We start from the raw sequence: 14,908 nt of genomic DNA, 5'->3' as shown, positions 1-14,908 counted from the left end.
AGATCATTTTTCCTCAATTGTTCCAATGTGAATATTTTTTCTCGGGCATGCTGCGGCACATGCGTGGCAGCAAAGACATTCGCCGGATCTGCCTGTGTCGCCGTCGATATCCAGATGAGCCGGACATCTTTTTTTACAGAGACCACATTTCGGCGGACATTTCTCACGGTTTCTCCGAAACAGTGCACCCGGAAGGATTGGCATTAATGCAAAAACCGCTCCCATGGGACAGAGAAACTGGCAGAAAAACCTTTCCTGTGTACACATTCCCACAATGATCAGCACCAGGAGCACAATTCCCACCAGATATTTGCTGTTCGGGAGCCGTCCTGCCGTGAGCATAGAAAAAACATCCCACGGGCTGGTTCCCGTAAGCTTTCCGTATACACCTGTAAGGCAGGAAAGCAGGATCAGTGCCAGTACGATATATTTGACTTTCTGAAGCCCGTGAACCATTTTTTCGGAAAGAGCCGGTTTCTTTTTTTTGTGAAAGCATTTCATCCGGATCCAGGAAAAGCCTTCATATACGGCATCTCCGAAAGATCCGAATGCACACGCATATCCGCAGAAATGTCTTCCGAAAAAGCAGGTAAAGATCAGAAGCACTGTCGTTACAGTCAGAAAGGAATTCCACTCCACCGGCTGACCGGCCGCAATGGCAAGAAAGATCGATTTGATACCTGCAAAGGCTGTAGAAAACAGAGACGGGGCGGCAATAAAAAATGCCAGCTGTATTCCCGCGCGCATCAGCCTTACCTCCCGCTGTCTTTTTTTCATGAGTTTTCCGCCTTTCCAAGTGCCGCATCCACTGCGTTCAGGATTCCTGTGGAGCTGAACGTTGCTCCGGATACGGTATCCACATCTGTACTCTGAGCACTCAGGATGGAATCGATCACACTCTCTGCCTGTGAAAGATATGCACTGTCCTCACCTGGGGCGCTGACTACGTTGATGGATGTGATCTCATCACCGGCAAGTGTCACTTCCACCTGAATGGTCCCGCCGTATCCCTCAGCTTCTCCTGTGTAGGTTCCATCTTTATATACATTATCGGAATCTGCGGTTGCTGTGTCCTCTGCGTCTGCATCGGATACATTGCCGTCTGAAGTGTCTGTTGTTTTGTCATCGCCTGCTGTATCTGCATCACTGCTGCCTGATCCTGCAGATGCTGCCTGATTCTGCATACGATTTACATAACTCGTCTCCAGCGCACTGAGAAGTTCATTCTGCTGCTCCTGAAGTGTATCTACCTTATCTGTCAGAGCCGCGATCTCTTTTTCATTTGCCTGGGCTTTCATGCTGCTGTTATAAAAAAGTACAGCCAGGATCACCAACAGTAAGGAGATCACTCTCATATAAAAATTCTGATTTTTCATCTCTTTTCTCCCTTGTATTTTTAACAATTCTGTAAATTGCTGCATCAGACTCACGCTATGCGAACATATATTGCTACGTCAGATGCTCTCGATCCAGTCCTGTAATCTGCGTATAACTGTCTTTTGGATAAATTATATAGTTTTTATCCATATACATAAATTAGTTTTGATTAATCTTTTTTGTAAAATTAGACGATGCTAACTTACAGTTAGGTATTATATCACCTGTTTTTTTTCTTGTCTACACTTTTGTTAGTAGTCTATAACTTTTTTCAATATGAATTTTTCTGTTTTATGTCTTTTATAAAAAAAAATCATCGCCACTCCTCCCTTTCCGTTGGGAACAGCTGTATGAATTATGGTTAGATATCATTAACTTATGTTTGCCTTTTAATTTCGATTATGATATGATTTTTTCTGAATCTGTAACAGAAATGGAGATTTGTTTTGAAGAAAAAAGAATTGATTTTTATTGCCGGGATCCTGATTCTGGCGGGGGTTCTCTGGCTTGGTTTTCAGATTGCGGGGAAACGTTCCCATAATACGATCCGTATTACCGTTGACGGAAAAGAATTCGGAACCTATTCGCTTTCCCAGGACCAGATCATCCACATCGGAGACACCAATGTCTGCGAGATCAAAGATGGAAAAGTTACAATGATCGAAGCAACCTGCCCGGATCATTACTGTATGAAACAGAAGGCTGTGGACGAGCACGGCGGTTCCATCATCTGCCTTCCTAATAAGGTTGTGATAGAAGGGGAAAATACTGCAGAGGATTCGGAGAGTTCGCCTAAAATTGATGCGGTGACATAAAATTTCCGGAGAATATGCGCAATGCGTGTTCTCCGTAGAGTTTTCTCTGACAGATGATATTCTGTCTGTGCTATTCCTGCAACGATATTCCTGCAACAAATGAAAGGATTTATTTATGAAACGAAAAACAGCTTATCTCGGATTATTTGCCGCAGTAGCGATCATTTTTGGATACGTGGAGTCTCTGGTCCCTGTATTTACAGGGATTCCGGGTATCAAGCTCGGGCTTGCAAACCTGGCGGTGCTTTTTATACTGGACCGATATTCCTTTAAAGAAGCGGCTCTCGTGTCCGTTGTCAGAATCCTGGTGATCGGATTTATGTTTGGAAATCTGTTCAGTATTTTGTATAGTCTGGCTGGCGCTGCGCTTAGCCTGACTGTGATGGATCTTTTGAAAAAACATTCCGGCTTCAGTCTGATCGGTATCAGTGTGGCCGGTGGTGTCACACATAATATCGGGCAGCTGATCGTTGCCATGATCGTGGTGAGCAATACGAGTTTGATGGTTTATGCACCGGCACTGCTGGTGGCAGGAGTCCTGGCGGGGATTCTCATAGGTGGGTTGACAAAGGAGGTTGTGGGACGACTTCCTTTGAATCTATAATTATGTGGTTTGCTTTTTGGATTATGGTTTTCACTTTTTTGAAGTGAGGGGAAATTGTGTGGTTTGATTTTTTAGATTATAGTTTTCACTTTTTGAAGTGAGATAAATTGGGTAGTTTGATTTTTTGGGATTGTAGTTTTCACTTTTTGAAGTGTGAGGAAATTGGATGGTTTGATTTTTTGGATTATAGTTTTCACTTTTTGAAGTGAGATAAATTGGATAGTTTGATTTTTTGGGATTGTAGTTTTCACCTTTTGAAGTGAGAGGAAATTGGATGGTTTGATTTTTTTGGATTATAGTTTTCACTTTTTGAAAGTGAGAGGAAATTAGATGGTTTGATTTTTTTGGATTATAGTTTTCACTTTTTGAAAGTGGGTAATTTGCGAGAAGGGGAAGCACTCATAGTTGCGAAGGCCGTCTCCCCTTCTCGCGCTCTTCCCCTCCTGGCCACGCCGCTGTGATGCGTTATGGAATGTGTAAGTGTATCGGCTCAGTCCTGTATTCTGCTGTATCGGCAGTGACAGGCTGAGCCGATTATTGATTCTGCCATGTATTCTGCTGCACTGGCAGTAACAGGCTGCGCCGATTATTGATTCGGACTTATATTCTGCTGTACTGGCAGTGACAGGCTGAGCCGATTATTGATTCTGTCTTGTATTCTGCTGCACTGGCAGTAGCAGGCTGAGCCGATTATTGCTTCGGCCATGTATTCTGCTGCACTGGCAGTGACAGGCTGAGCCGATTGTTGCTTCGGCACTGTTTATTGCTTCTGGCTGAATGGGAAAGTGGACTGCGTAGCGGGCTTGTTCTCTGGATTGTGGTGTATCGCTGTTATTCAGGAACAGGCTTCGCCAATATATTTACGTCAGCATAAATCGGCTCAACCTTCCACAGCCAACGTAGTAGAATCCATCGCCCCTCCAATATCTTCACATATTTCTACAGCCTACAATAGCTGCGTGCCCGGAAAGGGGGAGCTCGAGGGGGAAAAGCGGGCTTCGCAACTTTGAGTGCTTTCCCCCTCGTACCTGCCCATGCCAAAATGGTCCCCCTGAAAGGGAAAGTACCTGCGTCTCATGCATCCCCCGGAAAGGGCATCACCTGCGTTTCAAGCATCCCCCCCGGAAAGGGCATCACCTGCGTCTCAAGCATCCCCCCGGAAAGGGCATCACCTGCGTCTCAAGCATCCCCCCGGAAAGGGAAAACATCCTCCGGAAGGCGATCAGGCTTCGGTTTCATCATGGAACTGCGGAATCGGAGTTACCGGAGGATGAGGCTCCTCCGGAGGTTCATCGAACTCTCCGGAAATATTCCGATAGAAAACTGCCATACAGGTTTCTATATAAGGCACCAGCCAGATCAGTGCCAGATACAATGTAAATATGGAAAAAATGATCCACGGAACAAAACTTAAGAGCATTTTCATATATTCCCAGTAATGTCCCTTCATAAGCTTTGCACTGGCTTTCAGTGCCTGTACTCCTTTTATGTCCGAATTATCGGACAGGATGTAATAGCTCATGGTGAACGGCATAGCTGCCAGCAGGTTCAGCGCGAACCCGAGAAGTGTGAGCAGCATGTAAGTTACTGCCCAGTTCATCTGCTCCTCCGTTGTATTTCCCATATTGCTTGTAAAAGAAAACCACGCCAGTGGAAGTGATGTCACCAGATTGATCAATGCCAGCACAAAGGATGCCACGATCACATGATCCGGCTGATGGCTGAAAAAGTACAGAAGGTCTCCGAAAGAGTAGGCTTCCCTTCTGGAAATATTCAGATAGATCCGGTAAAGTCCTGCGGAAAAAATACAGATCACCAGAGAAAGGACAAAGCTGAATACCTCTCCTCCAATGATCGCATACAGGGAATCTCCCGGAAAAAGTGCTGTGGAAATATAGCTTGAAACTGCGCTCATCGCCGCAACCGCAATACTCCCGATCACAGGGACCGTAAAATTACCGGCCAGAGTTTCCCCTGCCAGCTTCTTACAGCCCTTCAGATTTTTTCTCATAATTCTGTATCCCTTCGTTATAGAAGGCGGAGACTCATCCAAGCCTCCGCCCCGTCATTTTTTACTTCAGATAAATCATATTCTCATATTTCACATCTGTTTAGTCTGCAAGATTAAACGCATCATGTACCGCATTCATGGCACGTACGCCATCTTTCTCGTTAATGAGAACCGTCACACGAATCTCAGATGTTGCGATCATATTGATGTTCACACCCTCATTGTAAAGGCTTTCGAACATTTTTGCAGCAACACCCGGATTGCTCATCATACCTGCTCCTACAATAGAAAGCTTGGCAATGTTTTTCTCCGCATGAAGCTCAGAATAGGCGATGCGTGCCTGGTTAGCTTCCAGAACACCCATTGCATCGTCCAGATCATTTTTATCAACAGTAAAGGAAATGTCCTTGGTTCCGGCACGGCCGATAGACTGAAGGATCATATCCACATTGATATTTTTCTTAGCCAGGGTATCAAAAAGCTTAAATGCCACTCCTGGTGAATCTTTAAGTCCGATCACAGCAATACGTACTGCATCTGTATCCAGAGCAACACCGCTGATCAGCATTCTCTCCACTGTTACTTCCTCCTTTACCACAGTTCCTTCGCTGTTGTTGAGACTGGAACGTACCACCAGCGGCACGCCGTATTTCTTTGCCATCTCCACAGAACGGTTATGAAGCACTCCCGCACCCAGAGTTGCCAGATCCAGCATCTCATCGTAAGTGATCTCCTTGAGCTTGCGGGCATTCGGAACCTTACGCGGGTCAGCGGTATAAACACCGTCCACATCGGTATAGATCTCACAGGCATCTGCATGAAGCGCTGCCGCAAGAGCTACGGCTGTGGTATCAGAACCGCCACGTCCAAGTGTGGTATAGTCATTATATTTATCAATGCCCTGGAAGCCTGTGACCACAACGATCCTGCGGTTATCCAGCTCTCTGCGGATACGTGCCGCCTCGATCTTTTTCAGGCGTGCGCTGCCATGTGCACTTGTTGTGTGCATAGCTACCTGAAAAGCGTTCAGAGAAACAGCCGGTACTCCCAGACTGTCCATAGCCATGGACATCAGTGCCACTGACATCTGCTCTCCGATGGTAAAAAGCATATCCATCTCACGTTTCGGAGGTTTGTCATTGATATCCTTTGCCATGGTGATCAGCTCATCGGTATACTTACCCATTGCAGAAAGCACGATCACCACGTCGTTTCCTTTTTTGTAATCTTCGATACATCTTCTGGCAACATTAAAGATACGCTCTTTGTTTGCCACAGAAGTACCGCCGAATTTTTTTACAATCAACATGTTCTTTTCTTCCCTTCGGCATCAATCCTTTACACGGATCATTGCCAGTACTTTTCCGGTGAGCTTGCTGATCTTCTCATAATATTCAGCCTGCTTCATCACCGGTGTGATAAATCCGAATTCGTCCGGAAGGTCATCCGGCTCGATGGTCTGTACATCACCAAAAGCTTTTTCCACTTCATCCATAGTAGTATCAGACACACGTACGAAGAAACGTCCCTCAACTTCATCCATATCCATAAGCTTCAGGGCATAGCTGCTCCAGTTTGTCATGATATTTCTGTGGAGATGCTTTGCTTCATCCACAACATCTGCAACTACTGCACTTGCAGTCGGAAGCTTACCTGCTCCGCTTCCGTAGAACATGGCATCTCCAAGAACATTTCCGTGCACAAATACTGCATTAAACACATCATTTACACTGTAAAGCGGGCTACTCTGGCCTACCAGGAACGGCGCTACCATTGCATAGAAAGAATCTCCGATCCTGCGGCTTGTGGCAAGAAGCTTGATGGTCATGCCAAGCTCTTTTGCATATTCCATATCTGCCGGTGTGATCTTTGTGATTCCTTCTGTATAAATATCCTCGTAATTCAGGAATTTTCCGTATGCAAGTGAAGAAAGGATGGCGATCTTACGGCATGCGTCAGCACCTCCTACGTCTGCAGTCGGATCTGCCTCTGCATAGCCCTTTGCCTGAGCTTCCTTCAGAACCGTATCAAAATCACAGTTCTCTGTGCTCATCTTGTAAAGCATGTAGTTGGTGGTTCCGTTAAGGATTCCTGTGATCTCATCGATCTCATCTGCTGTCAGTGAAGAATTCAGTGCACGAATGATCGGGATACCGCCGCCGCAGCTTGCCTCAAAAAGGAAATTGATATTTTTTTCTTTTGCGATCTCCATGAGCTCAGAACCATGCTTGGCTACCAGAGCCTTATTGGATGTGCTTACGCTCTTTCCTGCCTGAAGCGCTCTTTTTACAAAGGTATAAGCCGGCTCGATCCCGCCCATAACCTCAACAACAATATCTACCTCCGGATCGTTTACGATCACTTCATAATCATGAACCAGAACTTTCTCAACCGGATCTCCCGGAAAATCTCTTAAATCAAGAACGTACTTGATGTTAATCTCATCTCCAGCTCTCTTGTTAATGCTCTCATGATTGGTGTTGATGACTTCAACAACTCCGCTTCCTACTGTACCGTAGCCTAATACTGCTATGTTTATCATATGCTTACTCCCTGCCTAAAATTTTCAAATAGTGTATACCGTCTCTCTGCTCAATATCCTCCACCATAGCCTCTGCGTCGCCTTCTCCCGGAAGGATGTCAACGCTCAGCGTCAGCGTTGCGACTCCGTTAATGGGAATACTCTGATGTATGGTCAGGATATTACCGTGAAAACGGGCAATCGTCTGCAGCACCATTGATAAAAGCCCCGGCTCATCGTCCATCTGAATGATAAAGGTGATGGTCTTTCCCTTGGTCTCCTCGTGGAAAGGAAAAATATCGTCCTTATATTTGTAAAAAGAACTGCGGCTGATCCCGGTCCTTTCAGCAGCTTCCTGAACAGTAGCCACCCGTTTGGATTCCAGCAGTCTCTTGGCCTCAACCACCTTGAGAAGTACCTCCGGCACTGCCCGTTCTCTTACTACATAGTATTTTTTCTTTTCAACCTGTTTCTGCATAGCAACCTCTCTGACTGCTGTTCACATTGTGGCCAGCAGCCTCCTGTCCGTTTCATAAAGACAACTGTTTTTGTACAAGAGATATATTATCATAATAAAAGAAACTCCACAAGCGCTTTTTTGCCTGCGGAGTCCTTTTCTCTGTCTCTATGGGGTTCCGTGACAGTAATGTTATTCTTTCTTTTTCGCCAGCGCGATCCATTTCAGGTATGCATTGATAAAAATGTCAATACCACCGTCCAGAACTGCGTCAACATTACCGGTTTCTTCATTGGTTCTATGGTCTTTTACCATGGTGTATGGCTGCAGGACATAGGAACGGATCTGGTTTCCCCAGCCGATATCTGTCACTTCGCCTCGAATGCCGGAAAGCTTCTCCTCGGCTTCCTGCTGTTTCAACAGATACAGCTTGGCCTTCAGCATCTGCATAGCCTTGTCCTTATTCATGTGCTGAGAACGTTCATTCTGGCACTGTACCACGATTCCTGTTGGGAAATGGGTGATACGGATCGCAGAGGATGTCTTGTTGATATGCTGTCCACCGGCACCACTGCTTCGGTAGGTATCAATACGGATATCGTCATCATTGATCTCAACATCCAGATCCTTCTTGATATCCGGCATAACATCGCAGGATACAAAAGAGGTCTGTCTCTTTCCTGCTGCATTAAACGGAGAAATACGTACAAGACGATGAACACCCTTCTCGGATTTCAGATAACCGTAGGCGTTCTCTCCGTTCACCTGGAAGGTTACGGATTTCACACCGGCCTCATCACCGTCAAGGTAATCCAAGACCTCCAGCGCAAAGCCTTTCTTCTCCGCCCATCTGCTGTACATACGATAAAGCATTCCGCACCAGTCGCAGGCCTCTGTTCCGCCGGCTCCTGCGTTCAGCTTGATGATGGCGTTCTCTCCGTCGTACTCTCCGGAAAGGAGTGTCTTCACACGGATGCTGTCAAAGCTTGCCTGAAACTCGTCCAGCATTTCCTGGATCTCAGGGACGATCTCAGGATCATTTTCCTCATATCCCATCTCGATCATGGTTTCCATATCTTCCATCTGTGTTTCCAGATTATGGTATGTCTCAATATCGTCCTTGAGACTCTTTAACTGTTTCATCTTCATCTGGGATGCTTCCGCATTATCCCAGAAATCAGGCGCTTCCATCTCGCGCTCTAATTCTTCGACCTTCTGCTCTTTGTTAGCGAGGTCAAAGTGAATCCCTCACTTCCACTAATGGCTCTGTGTATGTTGCAAGAATACTCTTGAACTGATCTAACTCAACCACAGCTTCACCTTCTTTCTATATATTGATACAGGATTTCCTGCCTGTCTTATACAATACCATATGGGCATGGAAATTACAACGAAAACGTGGTCAGGGCGTAAATATCCTCTCTCCTGTGCTTCAGAAGCGGCAGCTGCTCCCGGACTTTTTTTACCTCGTCCAGTTCCAGTTCCACAACCTTCACAGCCGGCTTCTCTTCCATCTCCATGAGGACTTTTCCCCAGGGGTCTGCGGCAATGGAGTGGCCCCAGGAATGATACCCGGCGTTCAGGTCTCTGGCGGGGGCAGCTCCAATGGTGTATACCTGGTTATCCACGGCTCTCTGGCGGAACATCAGCTCCCAGTGAAGGGGCCCTGTTGTCATGTTAAAAGCAGCCGGCACAATGATCACCTGAGCGCCTTTGTCCACCATCAGCCTGGCAAGCTCCGGGAAACGGAAGTCGTAACAGATGCAAAGACCCATCTTTCCGAATTCCGTATTAAAAACCGTCACCTGATCTCCCGGTGTCAGGGTATCGGATTCTTTAAAATACTGACCGCCTTTTACATCAATATCAAAAAGGTGCATCTTCCGGTGTTTTCCGATCTGATGGCCGTTCCTGTCAAAAACATAGGAAGTATTATATATATGACCGGTTTCGTCTCTTTCCGGCATACTTCCTGCTACGAGATAAATCCCATGATCTTTTGCCATCCGGGAGCATTTTTCCCAGGTATGTCCACCCTCAGTTTCGGCATATTCCGGGAAGTATTTATTCTCGTATGGACAGCAGAACATTTCGGGCAGAACTGCCAGATCGATCTCCTGAAGCTCCGGGCTGGCAAGAAGTTCTGCTGCCTGGGTGATATTGCGAAATTTATCAGTATATACATGTGTCTGGAGAATTGCAGTTTTTATAATTGCCATATTATCATATCCCTTCTCTTACAGCGAAAATTAAGTATCTGCCATATTGGCGCAGGATGACTTTCTCATATGCAGGGCGAGGGAATGAAGCGTATCGGTGGCTACGGCGATTGACGACAACGCAGCATATGAAAAATCAGACAAGTCTATATGACGGTTACTTAATATTCGCTGCACTCTATTCCTGTGTAACAGAAATTCCAGAAAAAATAGCCCCACCGCATCATCCGGGTGAGACTATTTTTATCTTTATTCTCAGATCTTGGCAGCCTTACGTCCGCAGCACTGTTTGTATTTCTTGCCGCTTCCGCATGGGCACGGATCATTCGGGTATACTTTATCTTCTTTTCGCTGAACCGGTTTCTTCGGGCCTGCGCTGTCATCTTTGTTTGTGCCGGTTACCTTAGCAACCTGCTCACGCTCGATCTTCTGCTCCACATGAACATGATACAGCATACGTACAGTGTCTTCCTGAATGGAGCTGATCATGCTGTTAAACATCTCGAATGCGTTCATCTTGTACTCAACAACCGGATCTCTCTGGCCGTATGCCATCAGACCGATACCCTGACGGAGCATTTCCATATCATCGATGTGATCCATCCATTTGCTGTCGATGCATTTCAGAAGGACAACTCGCTCAAGCTCACGAAGCTGTTCCGGTTCCGGGAACTCAGCCTCCTTCGCTTCATAAAGCTTCACAGCCTCTTCCTTCACAATGTGCTTAATCTCATCTTTCTTATGGCCTTTTACCTTCTCTGCGGTCAGCGGGTGGATCGGGATGATCGGAGTGATCGCAGTGTTAAACTCATTAAGATCCCACTCAGAAGAATCCATGTCATCGGAAAAGCACATGTCTGTCATGCTGTCTACGATATCTGTGATCATCTTATAGATGGCATCACGCATATTCTCACCGTCAAGTACCTGGCGGCGCTCCTCATAGATGATCTCCCTCTGCTCATTGTTAACCTGGTCATAGTCGAGAAGGTTTTTACGGATACCGAAGTTGTTGAACTCGATCTTCTCCTGAGCTTTCTCGATGGCATTGGAAAGCATCTTGTGCTCGATCTGCTCATTCTCCTCAACACCAAGGGATGTGAACACCTTCATCAGTCTCTCGGAACCAAACAGACGCATCAAGTCATCCTCAAGGGAAATGTAGAAACGGGATTCACCCGGATCTCCCTGTCGTCCGGAACGTCCACGGAGCTGGTTATCGATACGTCTTGACTCATGACGCTCGGTACCGATGATCTTCAGACCGCCGGCCTCTCTTGCCACATCGTCAAGCTTGATATCGGTACCACGGCCTGCCATGTTGGTCGCGATGGTAACGGCATCTGCCTGTCCTGCCTGAGCTACGATCTCAGCCTCAAGCTCATGGAACTTGGCATTCAATACATTGTGGGGGATTCCCTCTCTCTTCAGCATTCTGCTGAGAAGCTCAGAAGTCTCGATGGTGATCGTACCAACCAGTACCGGCTGATGTTTTGCGTGAGCTTCCTTAACTGCCTCTACAACGGCGTTGAATTTCTCTTTCTTTGTCATGTAAACAGCATCGTCAAGGTCTTTACGCTGTACTACACGGTTGGTCGGGATCTCTACAACGTCCATGCCGTAGATATCACGGAACTCTTTTTCCTCGGTGAGGGCTGTACCTGTCATACCGCCTTTTTTGTCATATTTGTTGAAAAAGTTCTGGAAGGTAATGGTTGCGAGAGTCTTGCTCTCTCTCTTAACCTTCACATGCTCTTTCGCCTCGATCGCCTGATGAAGACCATCGGAGTAACGACGGCCCGGCATGATACGTCCGGTAAACTCATCAACGATCAGGATCTCGTCATCTTTTACAACATAATCCTGATCCTTGTGCATCAGATTATGTGCACGAAGTGCAAGGATGATGTTGTGCTGGATCTCCAGGTTTTCCGGATCTGCCAGGTTCTCGATATTAAAGAATTTCTCAACCTTCTTGATACCCTGCTCGGTAAGGTTGACGATCTTATCTTTCTCATTTACAACGAAGTCACCGGTCTCGATAACCTCCTCACCCATGATGGCTGCCATCTTGGTCATCTCATGGCTGGCCTCACCACGCTCCAGCTGCTGTGCAAGGATATCGCACACCTCATAAAGCTTGGTGGACTTGCCGCTCTGTCCGGAAATGATCAGAGGTGTACGTGCCTCATCGATCAGGACAGAGTCGATCTCATCGATGATACAGTAGTGAAGATCTCTCTGAACAAGCTGTTCTTTATAGATGACCATATTGTCACGAAGATAATCAAATCCAAGTTCGTTGTTTGTTACGTATGTGATGTCACATCCGTATGCCGCACGACGCTCTTCCGGCTTCATGTCGTTAAGTACCACGCCTACAGTCAGGCCAAGGAACTCGTGAACCTTACCCATCCACTCAGCATCTCGTTTTGCCAGGTAGTCGTTGACGGTTACGATGTGGACACCTTTTCCCTCAAGGGCATTCAGATATGCAGGAAGTGTGGAAACAAGAGTTTTACCTTCACCTGTTTTCATCTCGGCGATACGGCCCTGGTGAAGGATGATACCACCGATGATCTGTACACGGTAATGCTCCATTCCAAGTACACGTTTGGCTGCCTCACGTACGGTGGCAAATGCCTCCGGAAGAAGATCATCCAGTGTTGCACCTTCTGCAAGACGTTTCTTATATTCTCTTGTCTTGTCTCGTAACTGCTCATCCGTAAGCTGCTGCATCTGAGACTGATAGCTCTCGGTTTTTTCAACCAGCGGCATGATACGTTTTACCTCACGCTGGCTGCGGGTTCCAAATACTTTTGAAAAAACATTCATGTTTCTGCTCCAATCATTTTATTCGAATAAGACTGCTGTCTCTGATCTGTCCAATTTTGGATCATTCCAGTTCTCTGTTGATATCCGTTATACTGGATCACATATGGTATATATTCTACCACTTTCCTGTTATAAAAACAATGAACAATTATTTAACAAATCATGTCAGGAACAACAGAGTTATTGTTCACTCCGTTCTCAGTAACACAATAGAAAATATCCCGCATAGGACCCAGTTTTCGAGGATCCCGCGGGATATTACAGATCTTATTTCCTTACTTTTGCATTTTTTACACTGCTCCAGGCACCGTAATATGTCTTTCCGCTCACTTTTTTGTATGCACGGATACGAACATAATAAGTGCTTCCCTTTTTCAAACCGGAAAGTGTTCGGGTCAATGCACTGGCGGACACTGTCCTGGACCCTCTCATGGACCTTGATGCCGCATACTGGATCTGATAGCCGGAAGCGCCAGCTGCTTTTTTCCAGCGGACAGTCAGCTTCCCTGAAGCCTTGCTGGACGGTTTGTACTGCACCGGAGCTGTCAGGCGGACGATCCTGCTGCCGTTTTTGTTATAAGCACTTAAAGCAGAGCCCTTGTATGCGCGGACTGTATAAGTATACATGGTTCCTGCTTTTACTGATCCGTCTGTGTAGACCAGCGTATTGCTTCCGCTTACGGTAGCGATATTGACCCACTTGCTGCTGTTTCCGGTCCTTCGATAGATCTTATAGCCGGAAGCATTTGCAGCTTTTTTCCATTTGAAGACGATGCCGGCAGGGCTGTTGGAAGTGCCGGATAACCCGGGCCTGGTAAGCTTTACCGTTGTAAGGGCCGCGGACCGGAACTGGTATACGGCTGACTGTACTTCATCAGTCTTTTTCCATTCAGATTTCTGATAAACATACTTCTGGAAAAAGATATACATGTTATAAGTTGCGGCTTTGTTTATTCCTTTGGCAGATCCGATCCGCCATGTAGTATTCTTCCTGTTATCGGTTGGATTTGGTGAAGTACTCCAGTAAACTGGCACCCACTTCACATCTCCAGGCCCGGGATTTAAATTTGTAGTTCCCGCACCGGTCACGGTAAAATTATAATATTTATTCGGAGTAAATTTCAGCGGAGAATCCAAACCTCTTACAAAACTATCTTTAACATCCGGTATATAAGGTGTATAGGCTGGCGTCGGCGTCACATCATATTTCGGGCGGGTTCCCCTGTAATTCAACTTTAATTTTTTCAGGTTGCTGGTTCTTCCGTCTGAACCCAATACCTTAAGATACAGATCAAATTCTTTCTCTGTATCCAGATTCTTAAGATATATCACAAAGCTTCTGTTTGCAGTAACCGCCACACGAGAGTTTCCCGTATCGACCCTCGGAACATCAGATGTTCCGTCCTTTTTTCTCGCTACAGCTTTGTAGTAGCAGGCTCCGTTTGCATCAACTTTAAGTGTCACATTTACAGAACTGCGGCTTACCCATTTTTCTCCGGTCCATTTTACGTTTATTTTTGGCACCGGTGTTGGTGTCACTGTCAGTTCAGGATCCGCTGTCGGTGTCACTGTCGGTTCCGGACCCGCTGTCGGTGTCACTGTCAGCTCTGGAGCTGACGCTGACATAGCTTCTGCGTTTTCTTCTATACTGTCTCCTGCTTCTTCAGGTATTAGTTCTGTCAATAATACTTCCGGATCATCCTCACTGGAGATCTCTTCTGAAACTCCTTCCTCAGCTCCGCCGAAAGCATCCTCGCTGTTCTCCGCATTTTCCGCGTTTTCCACATCTTCCATGGTTGCATCGGAAGAGTTATCCACCATTTCCTCAGAAATATCCTCACTGTCTTCTGCAGGCTGCTCAGTCTCTCCCATAGACTCTGTAGTTTCCTCTGCGGAAAACATTTCCTGGCTGTCCGCAGCATTTTCTGTGATTTCTGCATCACCGCTGCCATACTCTGCAGCCATACCGGTCGCCGGAAGCACCGTCACACAAAGTGCAGCACTTAAAAAAAGTGCCAGAACTTTTTTCTTCATTTACCTTCCTCCTTTTCTCCGTGAGTTACATATTT

Annotated in this window: 12 protein-coding genes; 2 read left to right on the top strand and 10 right to left on the bottom strand. The window is 46.3% G+C overall.

What is annotated here, in order from left to right:
- Positions 1-3 precede the first annotated feature (3 nt).
- Complete coding sequence (locus BN3261_RS15200) at positions 4-777, bottom strand: 4Fe-4S binding protein (RefSeq protein ID WP_059086696.1); 774 nt, start codon at positions 775-777, stop codon at positions 4-6.
- The gene (locus tag BN3261_RS15195) at positions 774-1,376 is read right to left on the bottom strand and encodes an FMN-binding protein (RefSeq protein ID WP_059086695.1); all 603 of its coding nucleotides are present in this window, start codon (positions 1,374-1,376) and stop codon (positions 774-776) included. The genes BN3261_RS15200 and BN3261_RS15195 overlap by 4 nt, the downstream gene beginning before the upstream one ends.
- 447 nt (positions 1,377-1,823) lie before the next feature.
- Here BN3261_RS15195 and BN3261_RS15190 point away from each other — a divergent pair, with 447 nt between their 5' ends.
- Positions 1,824-2,192, top strand: coding sequence for a NusG domain II-containing protein (locus BN3261_RS15190; protein WP_059086694.1), 369 nt, complete (start codon positions 1,824-1,826; stop codon positions 2,190-2,192).
- 115 nt (positions 2,193-2,307) lie between these two features.
- Positions 2,308-2,796, top strand: a complete 489-nt coding sequence (locus tag BN3261_RS15185; protein WP_022426176.1) for a Gx transporter family protein — start codon at positions 2,308-2,310, stop codon at positions 2,794-2,796.
- A 1,222-nt stretch (positions 2,797-4,018) separates the two neighbouring features.
- Here BN3261_RS15185 and BN3261_RS15180 read toward each other — a convergent pair.
- The 8 genes from BN3261_RS15180 to BN3261_RS15145 form a co-directional block, all read right to left on the bottom strand.
- On the bottom strand, positions 4,019-4,807 hold the full coding sequence (locus BN3261_RS15180) for a DUF975 family protein (RefSeq protein WP_059086693.1): 789 nt from the start codon (positions 4,805-4,807) through the stop codon (positions 4,019-4,021).
- Between the two features lie 100 nt (positions 4,808-4,907).
- Positions 4,908-6,116, bottom strand: coding sequence for an aspartate kinase (locus BN3261_RS15175; RefSeq protein ID WP_059086692.1), 1,209 nt, complete (start codon positions 6,114-6,116; stop codon positions 4,908-4,910).
- A gap of 21 nt (positions 6,117-6,137) precedes the next feature.
- Positions 6,138-7,349: a homoserine dehydrogenase gene (locus BN3261_RS15170; protein WP_021652697.1), complete on the bottom strand. Its 1,212-nt coding sequence runs from the start codon at positions 7,347-7,349 to the stop codon at positions 6,138-6,140.
- 4 nt (positions 7,350-7,353) lie between these two features.
- Complete coding sequence (locus BN3261_RS15165) at positions 7,354-7,806, bottom strand: ACT domain-containing protein (RefSeq protein WP_059086691.1); 453 nt, start codon at positions 7,804-7,806, stop codon at positions 7,354-7,356.
- 171 nt (positions 7,807-7,977) lie between these two features.
- A protein-coding gene (gene prfB, locus BN3261_RS15160) for a peptide chain release factor 2 (RefSeq protein ID WP_110104007.1) occupies positions 7,978-9,097 on the bottom strand; the annotation gives its coding sequence in 2 pieces (ribosomal slippage) (positions 7,978-9,021 and positions 9,023-9,097; 1,119 coding nt in all).
- A gap of 73 nt (positions 9,098-9,170) precedes the next feature.
- Positions 9,171-10,004, bottom strand: coding sequence for a carbon-nitrogen hydrolase family protein (locus tag BN3261_RS15155; RefSeq protein WP_059086690.1), 834 nt, complete (start codon positions 10,002-10,004; stop codon positions 9,171-9,173).
- Between the two features lie 255 nt (positions 10,005-10,259).
- Positions 10,260-12,839 carry a preprotein translocase subunit SecA gene (gene secA / locus BN3261_RS15150; RefSeq protein WP_021652694.1) on the bottom strand — a complete coding sequence of 860 codons (2,580 nt, stop codon included), beginning with the start codon at positions 12,837-12,839 and terminating at the stop codon, positions 10,260-10,262.
- 267 nt (positions 12,840-13,106) lie between these two features.
- Positions 13,107-14,873 carry a fibronectin type III domain-containing protein gene (locus tag BN3261_RS15145; RefSeq protein ID WP_059086689.1) on the bottom strand — a complete coding sequence of 589 codons (1,767 nt, stop codon included), beginning with the start codon at positions 14,871-14,873 and terminating at the stop codon, positions 13,107-13,109.
- Between the last annotated feature and the right edge of the window lie 35 nt (positions 14,874-14,908).

The organism is Blautia massiliensis (ex Durand et al. 2017) (genome assembly GCF_001487165.1).
Classification (GTDB): Bacteria; Bacillota; Clostridia; order Lachnospirales; family Lachnospiraceae; genus Blautia_A; species Blautia_A fusiformis.
Note: the sequence above shows the minus strand (reverse complement) of the source record. Positions and strands in the feature narration are given on the sequence as shown.

Excerpts from the sequence above, each read along its gene's own strand:
- BN3261_RS15200 (WP_059086696.1), bottom strand. The coding sequence starts at position 777 with ATGAAAAAAAGACAGCGGGAGGTAAGGCTGATGCGCGCGGGAATACAG.
- BN3261_RS15195 (WP_059086695.1), bottom strand. The coding sequence starts at position 1,376 with ATGAAAAATCAGAATTTTTATATGAGAGTGATCTCCTTACTGTTGGTG.
- BN3261_RS15185 (WP_022426176.1), top strand. The coding sequence starts at position 2,308 with ATGAAACGAAAAACAGCTTATCTCGGATTATTTGCCGCAGTAGCGATC.
- BN3261_RS15180 (WP_059086693.1), bottom strand. The coding sequence starts at position 4,807 with ATGAGAAAAAATCTGAAGGGCTGTAAGAAGCTGGCAGGGGAAACTCTG.
- BN3261_RS15175 (WP_059086692.1), bottom strand. The coding sequence starts at position 6,116 with ATGTTGATTGTAAAAAAATTCGGCGGTACTTCTGTGGCAAACAAAGAG.
- BN3261_RS15170 (WP_021652697.1), bottom strand. The coding sequence starts at position 7,349 with ATGATAAACATAGCAGTATTAGGCTACGGTACAGTAGGAAGCGGAGTT.
- BN3261_RS15165 (WP_059086691.1), bottom strand. The coding sequence starts at position 7,806 with ATGCAGAAACAGGTTGAAAAGAAAAAATACTATGTAGTAAGAGAACGG.
- BN3261_RS15155 (WP_059086690.1), bottom strand. The coding sequence starts at position 10,004 with ATGGCAATTATAAAAACTGCAATTCTCCAGACACATGTATATACTGAT.
- secA (WP_021652694.1), bottom strand. The coding sequence starts at position 12,839 with ATGAATGTTTTTTCAAAAGTATTTGGAACCCGCAGCCAGCGTGAGGTA.
- BN3261_RS15145 (WP_059086689.1), bottom strand. The coding sequence starts at position 14,873 with ATGAAGAAAAAAGTTCTGGCACTTTTTTTAAGTGCTGCACTTTGTGTG.